Below are 16,118 nucleotides of genomic sequence, written 5' to 3'. Positions count from 1 at the left end.
CGAATACCGCGTGTGGTTGGCTTGGCGTCACCAATCCCACGCGAACCGAGGAGAAGTCATGGCGCTGGTCGAGGCCACCACCGAGCGGATCGTCGAGGCGGAACCCGAGCGGGTCTACGACGCCCTCGCCGACTACGCCGGCACGCGCGGCCGGGTGCTCCCCGAACAGTTCAGCGAGTACGAGGTCAGGGAGGGCGGCCACGGCGCGGGCACGCTCGTGCACTGGAAGCTCCAGGCCACCAGCAAGCGGATCCGCGACTGCCTGTTCGACGTCACCGAGCCCACGCCGGGCCGGCTCGTCGAGACCGACCGCAACTCCTCGCTCGTCACCACCTGGACCGTCACCCCGGCGGGGACCGGCCGCAGCAAGGTCGTCACCACCACCACCTGGCAGGGCGCGACCGGTGTCGGCGGGTTCTTCGAGCGCACGTTCGCGCCCAAGGGACTCAACCGGATCCACGACGCCGTGCTGGCCTCGCTCGCGGCGGAGGTGGAGAAGTAGGCCGCGCACGCCGGCCGGACCGCGGGGGCCGTAAGGCTACGGCGGCCGGATTATACCACGTGCCGATATCCGATCGGTCGACTGGTTTCGTGATCGTTCACTGATACGGGTGGTTTCGGCTACTTCCTGAGACTCGCCGCGTCTGCTCGTCGTTGTCGCCTCAAGCGGGAAACGGTGGCGAAGCAGACGCGACGAGGGGAGTGGCAGTGAGTGGCAGCACGCTGATGGAGCGTACGGCCGCGGTGACCGAGGAGGCGGACCGGCCGCCCGCGGACCCCGCGGACCCCGCGGGACAGGACACGGACCTGACGCCGCGCGGTGTCCGCCTGGTCTTCACCGGCCTGATGCTCGCCCTGCTGCTGGCCGCCCTCGACCAGATGATCGTGGCCACCGCCCTGCCGAAGATCGTCGGCGAACTGCACGGCCTGGACCGGATGTCCTGGGTCGTCACCGCCTATCTGCTGGCCTCCACCATCGGCCTGCCCGTCTACGGCAAGCTCGGCGACCTCCTCGGCCGCAAGGGCGTCTTCCAGTTCGCGATCCTGACTTTCGTGGCCGGCTCGGCGCTCGCCGCCTGGTCCCGCACCATGGACGAACTCATCGCCTTCCGTGCGATCCAGGGCATCGGCGGCGGCGGGCTGATGATCGGCGTGCAGGCGATCATCGCCGACATCGTCCCGCCCCGGGACCGCGGGCGGTACATGGGCATGATCGCCGCCGCCTACGGCCTCGCCTCGGTCGCGGGCCCGCTGCTGGGCGGCTTCTTCACCGACCACGCCTCCTGGCGCTGGTGCTTCGCGATCAACGTGCCCTTCGGTGTGGTCACCTTCGCCGTCGTCACCCTGGTCCTCCGGCTCCCCGGACCGCCCGCCCGGCCCCGGCTCGACGTGCTCGGTGCCGTGCTGCTCGCCGGGGGCTCCACCTGTCTGGTGCTGCTGACCACCTGGGGCGGTTCCACGTACGAGTGGCGGTCCCGGCAGATCCTGGGGCTCGGCTCCGGCGCGCTGCTGTGCGCGCTGCTGTTCGTCCTGGTCGAACGGTTCGCCGCCGAACCGGTCATCCCGCTGCGGCTCTTCCGCGACGGGGTCTTCACCGTCACCGCGCTGATCGGCGCGGTGACCGGCGTCGCCCTGTTCGGCGCGGCCAGCTACCTGCCGACCTTCCTGCAGATGGTGCACGGCGTGAGCGCCACCCGATCGGGCCTCGACATGCTGCCGATGATGCTCGGCGTGGTGCTCGCCTCCGTCGCCGGCGGCCAGTTGATCAGCCGCACCGGCCGGTACAAGCTCTTCCCGGTGCTCGGCGGCGCCCTGGCCGCCGCCGGCATGTGGCTGCTGTCCCGGCTCGACGCGGACACCCCGCGTGCCGAGTACAGCGTGTCCATGGCGGTCCTCGGCCTCGGCATCGGCCTGGTGCTGCCCGTGCTGGTGCTCGCCGTGCAGAACTCGGTGCGCCCCACCGACCTCGGCTCCGCCACCAGCGCCAACAACTACTTCCGGCAGATCGGCGGCTCGGTCGGCGCGGCCGTCTTCGGCACCCTTTTCGCCGACCGCCTCGGCAAGCGCCTGGCCGCCGAACTCCCGCGCGGCGTCCGTCTCCCCGACCCCCAGTCGATCACCCCTCAACTGGTCCGCACCTTCCCGGCGCCGGTCCGCGACGGATACGTCCGCGCGTACGCCGACGCCATGCCGCGGATCTTCCTCTACCTGGTGCCGGTGCTCGTCCTCGGCTTCCTCTTCGCCTTCCTGCTCAAGGAGAAACCCCTGGTGAACCAGCACGCCCCCGCCGCACCGGCCACATACGACGCGGCCGACACCTTCGCCTCGGACGCGGTGGTCCCGGACAGCCCGGCCCGCGCGACCCCGGCGTCCGGCACCCAACCGGCCGGGCCGGACTCCGCCGTCCCCGGCGCCCGGCGGTCGCACCACAACGGCGGGATGCCCGTCTGCGGCACCGTCCAGCACTCCGACGGCACCACGGTCGGGCGGGCCGCGCTCACCCTGATCGACGGCACCGGGCGGCAGGTCGGCCGCGGCGCCACCGCGGAGGACGGCAGGTACGCGCTGAGCACCCCGGGCCGCGGCAGCTATGTGCTGATCGCCGCGGCCGGCGGCCACCAGCCGCAGGCCGTCAGCGTCACCGTCGCGGACCGCCCGGTCGAACTCGATGTGGTGCTCGGCGGCGCGGGCCGTCTCGCCGGAACCGTGCACACCGCCGACGGCACCCCGGTCAGGGACGCCGTGGTCACCCTCACCGACGTGCGCGGCGACGTGGTCGCCACCTCTCGCAGCGGACGCGAGGGCGGCTACGCCCTGACCGAACTCGTCGCGGGGGAGTACACGCTGGCTGCCAGCGCGCCCGCCTTCCGCCCCGCCGCCCTACCGGTATCGGTACAGGCGTCCCGGGAGACCCGGCAGGACGTGGAACTGGCGGGCGGCGCGGTGCTGCGCGGTACCGTACGGGCCCCTGGCGGGAGGCTGGTCGAGGACGCCCGGGTCACCCTTCTGGACGCGGCGGGCAATGTGGTGGACTCGGTCACCACCGGCTCCGACGGCCGTTTCCGGTTCGTGGACCTGGCGGCCGGCGAGTACACGGTGATCGCGGCGGGATACCCGCCGGTGGCCACCGTCCTCCAGGTCGCGGGCGGCGGCAGGACCGAACGGGACCTCCAGGTGGGGCATGCCGACTGAGCCGCCGTGCACCCGGAGCGATCCCCCGCCTACCTCCGGTCGGAGGTAGGCGGGGGATCGCTCTTCGGGCATTGCGTGCCCCGGATCAGCGCGTAGCTGCCGCCGATGCGGTAGGTGCCGGGTGCGGGCGCGTACAGGCGGGTCCAGTCGCCGTCCGGGGTGAGGCAGCCGTGCTTGTTGTCGGTGGCGCCCTCGATGCCGAGCACCGGCGACCACGGGATGCGCAGCAGCGTGGTGCCGGCCTCCGGCATCCGCACGGTCAGTTCGGCGGGCCCGGCCTGCTCGACCACGGCCGGCGGGTCGGCCAGCGGGTCCGCGCCGGACACTTCGAACACCTGCCAGTGCGGGTCCTTCCAGATCGGGCGCAGCCAGTCGTGCCCGCCGGCCACGATCTTCGCCTCGGCGACCGCCGCGGTGTCCGGCTGGTCAGCCGGCAGTACCACGTAGTTCACGCTCCAGCGCCGCAGCCAGTCCCGGTAGGTCTCCGGGGTGAGCGTGCCGTCGTAGAAGAGCGGGTTGCGCTCCACGTCGGCCTGCCGGTTCCAGCCGCGGGCCAGGTTGACGTGCGGGGCCAGGCCCGACGCCTCCCAGTGCGAGCGCAGCGGGACGACCTCGACGCGGCCCCGGTCGGCATGCACATCCTGCAACTCGTCGATGAGCGGAGTCGCGTGCCGCATGGTTGCGGAGACCGCGGTGGTGTTCACCTGGTCGGTGATCGGTTTGGTGATCTGCCACGCCGCCACACCGGCGAACGCCAGCCACAGGGCGATGGTCCGACGGCCTCCCCAGGAGCTGCCCATCGCGACGACCAGCAGCAGGCTGCCGCCGAAGAGCAGCGCCAGCCGCTCCACGTTGCTCCCGATGGGTGACGGGATGATCCAGGTGAGCAGGACGCCCAGCGCGTACACCCAGGCGCCCGCGCGCAGCGACCGCCAGCGCTCCGGCACCACCACTGCGCTCACCACGGCCGTGGCCAGCGGGATGATCGCGAAGTACCAGGCGAACGGCTGCACCCCGTAGAACGGGAAGAGCAGCGAGGTCGCACCGACCACCAGCGGCGGCGCGGCGAACAGCGGATACGATTCACCGCGTCGCCCGGTGAGGAACATCGCGGCGGCCACCACCAGCATGAACAGCCCGGCCACCGGACTGCACATGGTGGCCAGCGCGCTCAGCGCGGTGGCCATCGCCAGCCGTGGCGGCCGGCCCCGTGCCGCCCGGTCGGCCGGGAACAGCAGCACCGTGGCCACGAGGGCGAAGAGCATGCCGAGCGCGAACGTCACCCGCCCGGAGACCACGTCACACCAAAGAGCGAACGTCGTCCACAGCACCGGCACCAGCGGTCGGTCGATCTTCGCCCGCATCAGCAGCGACGCGGCCACTGTCGCCGACAGGGTGCCGGCGATCACCGCGGTGGTCCGCACGCCCAGCGCCGCCATGATGTACGGCGAGAGGATGCTGTACGAGGCCGGGTGCAGGCCGCCGTACCAGGACAGGTTGTACGAGGCGGACGGGTGTTCTCGTATGAAGTCCGTCCAGGCGTACTGCGCGGCCATGTCGCCGGAGTCCTTGGCCAGGAACAGCGCCCACAGGATGTGCAGTACCGCTGCGGCGGCAGTGGCGATGATCACCGGACGCCGGGGATCGAATCGCCGCAGCTGTGCCCTCGGTCCCCCTACGGCGGCGATGCGCGCGGGCGTCCAGGTGGTCACGTGGCCTCTTCCGTAAGGGGCTGCGGAGTGTCCCGGCCGGGCTCCCGTCCGGCGGGGTCGAAGCCCTGCCCGGGACGGCCGGGAGCAGACTTCGAACAGAGTGTTTGGACGCTAGCACGGCGCATTTGGTTGCCTCTGCGCGGGCGTGCGCCCAGTTTTGTGCTGTGCCTCCTTGGTACCTCAGTCCGGCCGGAGCGGGGTACCGGCACCGCAGATCTCGTGTCCGGCACGGTGGTCACCCTTCTCGCCCTGCCCGCGGCCGCCGCGGAAAGGAATCCGGCGAGACCGTGGGACCGCTGTCGTCCGCTGTCGTCCACCAGGGCCTTCCGGACGGATCCCGCTCGCGGTGATCGTCGTGGACGCCGCGGGCCCGGTCACACGCGGAGTACGGGCCCGCGCGCAAGCTCTTCGGCCTCTCCCGGCAGAAGGTGGTCGGGCGCCGGCGGTGGATTTCTGTGGTCCGTGGTGGAAACGCTGGACGAGGCCGGACATGGGGCGGATGCGGCCTACCCACCCGGTGAGAACTTCGGCCCGGACCTCGATCGTCGCTGAACCGCGGCACCCCGTGTCCGACGGCCGGCCGGGCTGGATGCTCGACCCCGCGGACGGCGCGGAGCCCGCCGATGGTGCCGACAGTGCGATTGGTGCTTACGGTGCCAATGGTACAACCGGTGCGGCGATCGGCCCGGACCGTACCGCGCCCGACGTCCTGTGGTGGGCCTGTCCGCCGGCCGGGCCCGGCGCCGCACGGCCGCTGGTGCCCGCCGCCGGCACGGCCCGGGTACGGGTGCCGACGGCCGGCGGCCCCGGGGGCCGAGGGTCCGGTGGCGACCAAACCTGGTCGAACGGACCGCGCCGGGTTTCGCGCCGCACGCCGGGTCCGCCGGTCCCTCCGGCTCGCCACCGGCTGCCGGAGCCCGTGCCCCGCGCGGTCCCGCCGGCGAGCGCGCGGGCCGCCGGGTGCGGGGCGATCCGCGGCGGGTCGCGGAGGCGTTTCCGGCCGGTCCACGCGGCACTAGAGGTCTGGACCGGTCTGGACCGGTGGAGTTGTCCACAGGCCGGCCGTGGACCCTGGCCCGGGGTCGGCGGCGCCGCGTAACGTGACGTCACATGGGAAAGATCCTGATCTCCGCGGACATGGAAGGCGCGACCGGTGTGACCTGGCCGGCCGACGTGCTGCCCGGCAGCGAGCAGTGGCAGCGCTGCCGCCACATGTTCACGTCCGACGTCAACGCCGCCGTCGCCGGCTTCTTCGACGGTGGCGCCGACGAGGTGCTCATCAACGAGGCGCACTGGACCATGCGCAACCTGCTGCTGGAGAAGCTGGACGAGCGCGCGCAGATGCTCACCGGCCGTCACAAGGACCTCTCCATGGTCGAAGGCGTCCAGCACGGTGACGTGGACGGCATCGCCTTCGTCGGCTACCACAGCGGCGCCGGCACCGAGGGCGTCCTCGCCCACACCTACCTCGCCAACTCCATCACCGGCGTGTGGGTCAACGGCGAGCCGGCCGGCGAGGGCCGCCTCAACTCACTCGTCGTCGCCGAGTACGGAGTCCCCGTCATCCTCGTCACCGGCGACGACCGCACCGCGCTGGACGCCCACGGCTACGCGCCGCTGGCCCGTACGGTCGCGGTGAAGGACTACGTCTCCCGGTACGCGGCCGTCTGCCGCACCCCCGCGCGCACCGCCGCCGACATCCGGGCCGCCGCCAAGGAGGCCACCGCGCTCGCCGTACGCCACGAGCCGGTGCAGGCCGGGCCGTTCACGGTGGAGGTGGAGTTCGACGCGGTCCACCTGGCCGGTGCCGCCGCCGTGGTACCGGGCGTGGAGCGTACCGGGGAGCGGCGGGTGGCCTACACGCTGCCCACCATGTACGAGGGCATCCGGGCCTTCAAGGCCGTCACCACACTCGTGTCGCAGGCAGTGGAGGAGCAGTATGGCTGAGCGGTCCGCCGAGTTGTTCCTGGCCCCGGGCGGGGGAGCGGCCGACGCGGCACCGGTGGACGCCACCGGTGCGGTGATCGACCAGTGGGCGCTGGACGAGGTGGTCCGCTTCACCTCCGACCTGATCCGCATCGACACCACCAATCGCGGCGGCGGCGACGGCAACGAACGGCCCGCCGCCGAATACGTCGCCGCTCATCTGGCCGACGCCGGTATCGAGCCGGTGATCCTGGAATCCGCGCCCGGCCGCGCCAACGTGGTGGCCCGCATCCCGGGCGCCGACCCCGCCGCCGGCGCTTTGCTCGTCCACGGTCACCTCGACGTGGTGCCCGCCGAGGCCGCCGACTGGACCGTGCCGCCCTTCTCCGGCGAGATCCGGGACGGCGTCGTCTGGGGCCGCGGCGCCATCGACATGAAGAACATGGACGCGATGGTGCTCGCCACCGTCCGCGCCTGGGCCCGTTCCGGCCGGCGGCCCGCCCGTGACATCGTGCTCGCCTTCACCGCCGACGAGGAGGACAGTGCCGCCTACGGCTCCGACTTCCTCGTCGGGCAGCACCCCGGCCTCTTCGAGGGCTGCACCGAGGGCATCAGCGAGTCCGGCGCCTACACCTTCCACGACGGCGACTCCCTGCGGATCTACCCCGTCGCGGCGGGCGAGCGCGGCACCGCATGGCTCAAACTGACGGCGACCGGCAGGGCCGGCCACGGTTCCAAGGTCAACCACGACAACGCGGTCAGCCACCTCGCCGCCGCCGTCGCCCGGATCGGCGCCCACCGCTGGCCGGTCCGGCTCACCCCCACGGTCCGGGCCGCGCTCGCCGAGCTCGCCGCGCTGTACGGGGTGCCGGCGGACCTCGGCGACACGGACGGTCCTGACGGCGCTGACAGCGCTGACGGCGTGGACGCCTTGCTGGACCGACTGGGCGCTGCCGCCGCGCTGGTGCGTCCTACTGTCCGCAACAGCGCCAACCCGACCATGTTCCAGGCCGGATACAAGGTGAACGTCATCCCGGGCTCCGCCACCGCCTATGTCGACGGCCGCGTCCTGCCCGGCGGCGAGGACGAGTTCACCACCACCATGGACCGGCTCACCGGACCGGAGGTCGCCTGGCAGTACCACCACCGCGAGGTGGCCCTCCAGGCACCCGTGGACTCCCCGACGTACGCGGCGATGCGGGAGGCTCTGGAGCACTTCGACCCGGCGGCGCACGTGGTGCCGTACTGCATGTCGGGCGGGAGCGACGCCAAGCAGTTCTCCCGGCTCGGCATCACGGGATACGGCTTCTCGCCGCTGAAGCTGCCGCCCGGTTTCGACTACCAGACGCTGTTCCACGGGGTGGACGAGCGGGTCCCGGTGGAGGCGCTGCACTTCGGGGTGCGGGTGCTGGACCGGTTCCTGCGGGGCGCGGGGGCGACCGGGGCGGTTTCGGGTGAGGAGGCCTCGGGATGACCGCGACCACCGGGCGCGCGGAATACGGGACCTGGGCGTCGCCGATCGACGCCGCGACCGCGGCCGCGCACGACGGAAGCCCCGAGTACGTCGGCGTGGTCGGCGACGAGGTGTGGTGGACCGCGCCCCGGCCCGCCGAGGCGGGGCGGCGCGCGCTGATCCGCCGCCGGGCCGACGGCACCGAGGAATGCCCACTGCCCGCGCCCTGGAACGTCCGCAGCCGCGTCATCGAGTACGGCGGCACGCCCTGGGCGGGCGCCCTGCTGGACGGCTCCCCGCTGATCGTCTTCGTCCACTACCCCGACCAGCGGCTCTACGCCTTCCGGCCGGACGACCCCGCGGCTGAGCCGCGCCCGCTCACCCCCGTCTCGGCGGTCGGCGGCGGACTGCGCTGGGCGGACCTCACGATCCACCCCGCGCGGGGTCAAGTATGGGGTGTACTGGAGGAGTTCACCGGTCAGGGGCCGTCCGACGTCCGCCGGGTGCCCGCCGCCGTACCGCTCGACGGATCGGCCGCCGACGACCGCGGCGCCGTACGCGAACTGGCCGACGCCACCCACCGGTTCGTCACCGGGCCGAGGCTCTCGCCGGACGGGCGGCGGGCAGCCTGGCTCGCCTGGGACCACCCGCTGATGCCGTGGGACGGCACGGAACTGCGGCTCGCGGAGGTGGACCCCGACTCCGGCCTGTTCGGGGCCGCGCGCACGGTGATCGGCGGCCCGGGGGAGTCCGTCGCCCAGGTCGACTGGGCGGTCGACGGCACCCTGCTCGCCGCCACCGACCGCACCGGCTGGTGGAACCCGCACCGGGTGGACCCGGCGACCGGCGAGGCGGTCAACCTCTGCCCGCGCGAGGAGGAGTTCGCCGGCGCGCTGTGGAAGCTCGGCCACCGCTGGTTCGCGCCGCTGGACGACGGCCGGATCGCCGTACTGCACGGTGTCGGTGCCGCACGGCTCGGCCTGCTCGACCCCGCAACCGGCCAGCTGGCGGACGCGTCCGGACCGTGGACCGAGTGGAACCCGGCGCTCGCAGTCACCGGCAGCCGCGTCATCGGCATCGCCGCGAGCGCCCGCACCTCGTACGAGATCGTGGAACTGGACGCGGCGACCGGCCGCACCCGGGTGCTCGGCAGCGCCCACCACGACACGGTGGACCCCGCCTACCTCCCCGAGGCGGTCGCCCGCACCTTCACCGGGCCCGGGGGGCGCGAGGTGCACGCCCACCTCTACCCGCCGCGCAATCCGGAGGCCGGCGCCGACGGCCCGGCCCCGTACGTGGTGTGGGTGCACGGCGGCCCCACCGGCCGCGCCGCGATGGTCCTCGACCTGGAGATCGCCTACTTCACCTCGCGCGGCATCGGCGTCGCCGAGGTCAACTACGGCGGCTCCAGCGGCTACGGCCGCTCCTACCGCGACCGGCTGCGGGAGCAATGGGGCGTGGTGGACGTCGAGGACTGCGCCGCGGTCGCCGAAGGGCTGGTCGCCGAGGGCGCGGCCGACCCCGCGCGGCTGGCCGTCCGAGGCGGCAGCGCGGGCGGCTGGACCAGCGCCGCCGCCCTCACCTCCACCGGCACCTACGCTTGCGGCACCGTGATCTACCCGATCCTCGACCTGATCGGCTGGTCACGGAAGGGCGGGGAGACCCATGACTTCGAGTCCCAGTACCTGGAGTCGCTGGTGGGGCCGCTGGACAAGGTCCCCGAGCGGTACCGGGACCGCTCCCCGGTCAACCACGGAGACCGGATCGCCGTCCCCTTCCTGCTGCTCCAGGGCCTCGACGACGTGATCTGCCCGCCCGCACAGTGTGAGCGGTTCCTGGCCGCGGTGGCCGGGCGCGGCATCCCGCACGCCTATCTGACCTTCGCCGGCGAGAGCCACGGCTTCCGCCGCCTCGACACGATGGTGACCTGCCTGGAGTCCGAACTGGCCCTGTACGGAAGGGTGTTCGGCTTCACGCCGACGGGGGTGCCGGAACTGGAGCTGACGACATGACGATCGACCCGGTGGCGGGCGCGGCGGGCATGGCGGGCAGCGTGCCGGGCGCGGCGGGGGCGTGGGGTGCCGTCGACGTGCCCGTGCCCGCGCTGGTCCGCCCCCCGCGGCTCGTCCCCGGTGACCGGATCGGGATCGTCGCGCCCAGCGGACCGGTACCGCGGGAGCGGCTGGACGCCGGCCTGGACATCCTGCGGAGCTGGGACCTCGATCCGGTGGTGGCGCCGCACGTCCTGGACGAGCACCCGTCCGGTTATCTCGCCGGTGCCGACCGGAACCGGGCCGACGACCTCCAGCAGGCGTGGTGCGACCCGACGCTCGCAGCCGTGCTGTGCGCCCGTGGCGGCTACGGGGTGCAGCGCATGGCGGACCTGCTGGACTGGTCGGCGATGCGGGCCGCCGCCCCCAAGGTGTTCATCGGGTACAGCGACATCACCGCGCTGCACGAGGCGTTCGCCACCCGGCTGGGCGTGGTCACCCTGCACGGCCCGATGGCCGCCGCCGTGACCTTCCTCAAGGACGGCCCCACCCAGGACCACCTGCGGCGCACCCTCTTCGCGCCCGAGGACACGCGGGAACTCACTTCGCCCACCGCCCGCACCCTCGTCCCCGGCCGGGCGGCGGGCGTCACCGTCGGCGGCTGCGTCAGCCTGCTCGCCGCCGACCTCGGGACGGCGTACGCGCGGCCCTCGGCAGCCGGAGGCATCCTCGTCCTGGAGGACATCGGCGAGGAGCCCTACCGCCTCGACCGCATCCTCACCCAACTCCTGCGCTCCGGCTGGCTCGACGGAGTCGCCGGAATCGTCCTCGGCTCCTGGGAGGAATGCGGTCCCTACGAGGACCTGCGGCCCCTCTTCCTTGACCGTCTCGGCGGACTCGGAGTACCGATCGTCGAGGAGTTCGGCTTCGGCCACTGCCCCTCCACGCTGACGGTTCCCCTCGGCATACCCGCGGTCCTGGACGCGACCGCGGCGACCCTCACGCTGGGCGTACCGGCACTGGCGTGAGGGCCGGGCCGATGGTCTCGTCCACCGGGGAGGGCCGTTACGAGTGCGGGCGGCACGGGGCGGTGCCGTCCGGGCCGCGGCCGGTGTTTCGGGCTCGCGCGCTCAGGCTCCGGGGGCGGCTGCTCCGGTCAAGGACGGTTTGCGCGCGGAAAGGCGCACCAGCAGCCGGTCGGGGTGAATCACCGCGTGCGCGACCGGCTTGACGTCGCGTTGCTCGGCCGGAGCCAGGCTCCAACGTTGGAGGATGATGGTGAGGATCAGACCCGCTTCTGTCATTGCGAGGTTGTCACCGATGCATTTGCGGGCGCCCGCGCCGAAGGGGAGGTAGGCACGTCGATCCGACGTGGCCTGGGCCCAGCGCTCGGGACGAAAGGCCAGGGGGTCGGGGAAGAGCCGAGGATCACGGTGCAGCGTGGCGGGGCTGTACCCGAAGTCAGTGTTGGCGGGGAAATCGATCCCGGCCAGCGTGACCGGGGTGATGCTCCGCCGGGTGAGGAACCAGACCGGATGGTGGAGCCGAAGTGTTTCCAGCAGCGCATGCTGGAGGTGTGTCAGATTCCTCAGGTCATCCGGAGTGGGTGTACGCCCTTGCAGCACCGAGTGAATCTCGTCCGCGATCCGGCGTTCGACCTCAGGAGCTCGGGTCAGCGCGTAGAAGAACCAGCACATGATGCCGGCCATGGTGTCACTGCCGGTCATCAAGAGAGTGACGACCTGGTCGCAGATCTCCTCATCCGTGAGCGGACGGCCCTCCACCGATGCCACCAGCAGTTCGGAAAGCATGTCGCCGCGGTCGGCGCCCTCTGCGCGGTACTTGTCGATCACGCCCTGAACCGCGGCGCGGATATCCCTGGCGGCCTGGTTGTAGCGCCGGTTGGCCGGGGTTGGGATGTGGTTCAGGAATTCGGCGGGCATCATGGTGCGCCGCATGACTCCCTGGATCAGCTGCGGGAGGGATCCCTGGATCTGTTCACAGACGTCGGCCGTTTCATCCGCGGCAAAAAGGATCTTTGTCATGACCCCCGCGGTAAGCCGGTGCATCTCGTGCTCGGCGTCGAGAACATCGCCCTCGCGGTAGGACCCGACAAGATGTGCGGCACGGTCGGCGATGAGGCGTGCGTACCCGGAAACAGCCTGCGGTCGGAAGGTGGGCTGCAGCATTCGGCGTAGCTCTCGGTGCTCGGAACGCGGACATGTGAGCACGGAGTTGCCGAGGAAGGGGCGTAAGTTCTCGAACAGCCGGCCCTGGTCGAAGCTCTCGCCTTGAGTCACCAGCATCTGGTTGAGGGCCTCGACCGAGTTGACGACGTACATGGGGTGTGGGCCGATGGCGATCTGAACGATGTCACCCATGTCGCGAAGCGACTGCAGGTAGGACACCCGCCGCAGGGCGAGCGGTATCGCATGGCCCAGCAGCGGCAAACGGTGAGGTGCGGTGAGGACCGGCATTCCTAGCTCCCTGCGTATCGCGACGACTGCTGGTGCCAGAGGTGACTGCCGGAGATCCACAGCCGTACACCTTCAATGAAGCGGACAAGCGCTGGGGACGGCCCGTCAGGCCAACTGGCACAGCACAGCTGCTGGAACTCTCGTGTACGCGAGGCGACTATCTGAGCCGTGATGTCGAAGGCAGCCGGCCACCCGATGCCGAGACTGTGTCGCATCACCGTGACGAGATTGTTCAACTCGCCGTGCTGCGCCTCCTTGTGAACCGACGTGATGTCGTTGGTCCAGCAGATGACGTCGTTCGCCGCTTCACGTAATGCGAGAAGGACGGGTGAACCGGCTTCGGCTGGTGTGAGATACGCGCCAGGCTGTCTTTCGATCAAGTCCAAACATGTGTCGACCGCGCCGCTCGACCGGCGAAGTCGAATATAGACCGACAGTTCGGGAGCCTTGGTGTTTCGGGACGCCGCCACGGTCGTGTCGTACGATCGGACGTATTCGTCGACGTGCCGCCGGAACCTTGTCTGGAGGGGGACCGGCATGGTGGGCGAAAGCTCCTCCCACAGCTCGGACAACGCGGCGATGTGAATCGACGCCGGCTGAGGGGGGTGGTGACCGTCGGGCAGCGGCATGAACGCAGACACGCCTTCGCTCAGGCCCTCGTCGCGGGGCGTAAGGCCGTCGGGGTGCTCGTCGAAGTAGTCGTCGAAGAGGAACAGCCATGCGATCCACTTGGCGTAGCTGATCAGATCGCCTGCCTCGGGGTACACGAGCGAGGCGAGTTGCCCGAACTGTGCCCGGGAAAACCTGGACCTGGCTGCCGAGTCAGTGAGAAGGCCGTGGCTCTGCGCCCACTCGGCGAGCTGATCTTCAACCTCTGCGATGTCGAGGCCGGCCGGCATACGAGAGAGAAAGGGGCCTGGCAGGCCCGCGGGCGACGGCAGACCTGACTGTAACGCCGCAATCGTGCTGATGCCCGCCCGGGGCATGAGGGGCGGTCCGATGTCGGTGCCCTCCGGCATCACGATTCCTCCAAGGAGTCGACGCAGTGGAACGGAGGCAGCCGGCGTGCGGCTGTGGGGAACAGCATGAGGGCCCCATCCGGCCCGAGGCGGGATGGCTGCACCGTAGGACACCGGGCATTGCCCTTTTGGACAGTCGACCTGGCCGCCACCTTCGAAGCGTTCGCCGATGCCCTGCCGACGCGGCACCGCAGACGAGCCACGCCGTCGTGACCGCCCTGTCCGAGAGGTCCGTCGCCATGGTGCTGGTCCCCCGCGGAGAGGGGCAGGCCACGAGGTGAGCCGGAAGGCAACCGGTGCACTGCGGGCGGCGAGTTCAGGCAGGTCCAGGTTCCGGCGCCTCCGGCTCCTTGGCGTTGCAGGGCCGGGAACAGAGACAAGGTCCGCCGGCTCCCGCGAACGGCGGAGTTCCTTCGCGCCCGCCATACGGGTGACGTTGCGTCAATTCTCTTGTCACGCCATTAGTCCGTCTGCGTCACTGGAGATGCCGGTAGGCAGCCCATCCAACCGGGCAGCAAAGGCATCGCTGATGTCCGCTGACCTGTCCTGTTGCGGTTGTTCGCAACACGGGTCGGTGCTGCGCCGCCCCGCCCAAGCCGGAGGGCAGCGTCACAGGTCGCTGACGGATCGTAACCGCCGTCACCGGTGGGCCTCAGTCGTAGACGCGCTTACCCCGAGCTGTCGGCAAGCCCGCGCCCGATACCGGGAAGACCCGCTCAGTGCCACAACAGCTCCGCCATGGCATCGCCTCGCCCCGGCGACGCAGGGCTGGAGCCGGCGACTGAGGCGGCTCACATCACCCATCCACCCGCTGAGGAGGACACTCATGTCCGCAGCTCTCTTCCCCCTGCCACCCGTCCTGACGCAGCCGAGCCTGCTTGCCGCGATCCCGGGCTTCGGTCCGACCGCCGGCGGCAACCTCGTCCTGCTCATCGGCGCCAACCTCGGAGGGGCGACGTCCGTGACGTTCGGCGGCGCGCCCGCCTCCGTCGTGGCCCAGGACCCCTTCGGGTTCCTCGTCACCGTCATCGCCCCGCCGCACACCCCCGGCAATGCAGCTGTCGTCGTCACCACTGCGGCAGGACCCAGTACGCCGGCCAACTACACCTACGTGGGACCGCCCGTTTCCCAGCCGCCGACCGTCCTGTCCCTGATTCCGGTGAACGGTCCCACCACGGGCGGGACTCCGTTCACGATCGTGGGTGCCAACCTCACTGGTGCGGCGGTCACGTTCGGGGGTGTTCCCGCCACGGGTGTGAACGTGGTGGGGGGTGTGGTGCTGACCGGTGTGACTCCGCCCGGTGCCGCGGGCAACGTCCCGGTGGTGGTGACCACCGCGGCGGGCAGCGCGACCGTCACCGGCGGGTTCACCTACACCGCGGCGACCACCCCGCCGACGGTCCTGACCATCACCCCGACGTCGGGCGCTGTCGCCGGCGGCACCGTCTTCGTCATCACGGGCACCAACCTCACCGGCGCCACGGTCACCATCGGGGGCGTCCCGGTTCCCACCGTCGTGGTCAACCCGGGCGGTACGGTGCTCACCGGCATCACCCCGGGCGGTCTGCTCGGCAACGCCGCGGTCGTCGTGACGACGCCCGCCGGCAGCGCGACCGTCACCGGCGGGTTCACCTACGTGTGACCCGCACAAGCGGCACCAGCGGACCGGCCGGCAGCCCCCGGCCGGTCCGTCTGCCCGGCGGGCCCCGAGAGATCGGGCGCCGCCCCGCGCCCCGGCTGGGACCTGCGCCCGACCTCGCGCCCGCACGCACATCGACCGCCCGCACGTCCACACCCCCTACCCGCCGGTCGCCGAAAGCCGGTACCCGGTCGTCCACGCCCCGTCGCCGTCGGGCCGCGGCGGAGCCCGCGCCTGTGCCCGCGCGCCGCACAAGTCCACGCAGGCCGCCGGGGCCGTGCTCGCCGTGGCCACCACCCGGGCCTGGTGCTCGCGCTGCGCCGGCGCCGCGCTGTGGGGGCGGCGCCCGCCGGTACCGGTCGCCGCCGTGAACGACGCCCACGTGGACACCCTCGGCGTCCCCCTGACCGTGCTCGCCCTGGGCGTGACCACCCGTCCGGTACGACGCGGCGCACCGCTGGGGCGCCGCGATCGTGCTGAAACCGCCGCCCGGGCTCGCGATGCCGGACGCGCACGATCTCCACTCCCCGCACGAGTGGCTGCGTATCGTCCCTGCGGCGCTCGCCGTCATCGCCCTCGCGTATCTTCCCTACGTCGTCCGGTCCGGCGCCGACGTCCTCGGCCACCTCCCCTGACACCTGAAGGAGCAGGGCTACGAGTCCGGCACCGTACGCGATTCGCGTTGCCTCGGCCCGCACTGCCCGACAAC

Annotated in this window: 11 protein-coding genes; 8 read left to right on the top strand and 3 right to left on the bottom strand. The window is 71.8% G+C overall.

Annotated features, from left to right (window positions below):
• Positions 1–58 precede the first annotated feature (58 nt).
• Both VIW71_RS00985 and VIW71_RS00980 read left to right on the top strand, forming a co-directional pair.
• Complete coding sequence (locus VIW71_RS00985; RefSeq protein ID WP_331619859.1) at positions 59–502, top strand: SRPBCC family protein; 444 nt, start codon at positions 59–61, stop codon at positions 500–502.
• Positions 503–726: 224 nt separating this feature from the next.
• Positions 727–3,192: an MFS transporter gene (locus VIW71_RS00980; RefSeq protein ID WP_414720620.1), complete on the top strand. Its 2,466-nt coding sequence runs from the start codon at positions 727–729 to the stop codon at positions 3,190–3,192.
• 29 nt (positions 3,193–3,221) lie between these two features.
• On the opposite strand, the gene VIW71_RS00975 is transcribed toward VIW71_RS00980, so the two are convergent.
• Positions 3,222–4,823: an MFS transporter gene (locus VIW71_RS00975; RefSeq protein WP_331619857.1), complete on the bottom strand. Its 1,602-nt coding sequence runs from the start codon at positions 4,821–4,823 to the stop codon at positions 3,222–3,224.
• Positions 4,824–6,014: 1,191 nt separating this feature from the next.
• Here VIW71_RS00975 and VIW71_RS00970 point away from each other — a divergent pair.
• From VIW71_RS00970 to VIW71_RS00955, 4 genes are read left to right on the top strand one after another with little or no spacing between them, the layout of a single operon-like run.
• Positions 6,015–6,851, top strand: coding sequence for a M55 family metallopeptidase (locus VIW71_RS00970; RefSeq protein WP_331619856.1), 837 nt, complete (start codon positions 6,015–6,017; stop codon positions 6,849–6,851).
• Positions 6,844–8,304 carry a M20/M25/M40 family metallo-hydrolase gene (locus VIW71_RS00965; protein ID WP_331619855.1) on the top strand — a complete coding sequence of 487 codons (1,461 nt, stop codon included), beginning with the start codon at positions 6,844–6,846 and terminating at the stop codon, positions 8,302–8,304. Before VIW71_RS00970 ends, VIW71_RS00965 begins: the two co-directional genes overlap by 8 nt.
• Positions 8,301–10,295 carry a prolyl oligopeptidase family serine peptidase gene (locus VIW71_RS00960; RefSeq protein ID WP_331619854.1) on the top strand — a complete coding sequence of 665 codons (1,995 nt, stop codon included), beginning with the start codon at positions 8,301–8,303 and terminating at the stop codon, positions 10,293–10,295. The genes VIW71_RS00965 and VIW71_RS00960 overlap by 4 nt, the downstream gene beginning before the upstream one ends.
• Positions 10,296–10,324: 29 nt before the next feature.
• Positions 10,325–11,302, top strand: a complete 978-nt coding sequence (locus VIW71_RS00955; RefSeq protein ID WP_414720619.1) for a S66 peptidase family protein — start codon at positions 10,325–10,327, stop codon at positions 11,300–11,302.
• A gap of 102 nt (positions 11,303–11,404) precedes the next feature.
• Here the strand turns inward: VIW71_RS00955 and VIW71_RS00950 are convergent, their stop codons facing one another.
• Both VIW71_RS00950 and VIW71_RS00945 read right to left on the bottom strand, forming a co-directional pair.
• Positions 11,405–12,751, bottom strand: coding sequence for a cytochrome P450 (locus VIW71_RS00950; RefSeq protein ID WP_331619853.1), 1,347 nt, complete (start codon positions 12,749–12,751; stop codon positions 11,405–11,407).
• A 2-nt stretch (positions 12,752–12,753) separates the two neighbouring features.
• Positions 12,754–13,770: a terpene synthase family protein gene (locus VIW71_RS00945; RefSeq protein ID WP_331619851.1), complete on the bottom strand. Its 1,017-nt coding sequence runs from the start codon at positions 13,768–13,770 to the stop codon at positions 12,754–12,756.
• A gap of 826 nt (positions 13,771–14,596) precedes the next feature.
• Between VIW71_RS00945 and VIW71_RS00940 the strand changes: the two genes are divergently transcribed.
• A complete protein-coding gene (locus VIW71_RS00940; RefSeq protein WP_331619850.1) occupies positions 14,597–15,412 on the top strand; it encodes an IPT/TIG domain-containing protein in 816 nt (271 codons plus the stop codon).
• A gap of 470 nt (positions 15,413–15,882) precedes the next feature.
• Positions 15,883–16,044, top strand: a complete 162-nt coding sequence (locus VIW71_RS00935) for a hypothetical protein (protein WP_331619849.1) — start codon at positions 15,883–15,885, stop codon at positions 16,042–16,044.
• The last annotated feature ends 74 nt before the right edge of the window (positions 16,045–16,118 follow it).

Origin of the sequence: Streptomyces sp. (assembly GCF_036524955.1) — a bacterium.
Lineage (GTDB): Bacteria > Actinomycetota > Actinomycetes > Streptomycetales > Streptomycetaceae > Actinacidiphila.
The sequence above is the reverse complement of the archived record's forward strand: the minus strand, read 5'-3'. Positions and strand labels throughout refer to the sequence as shown.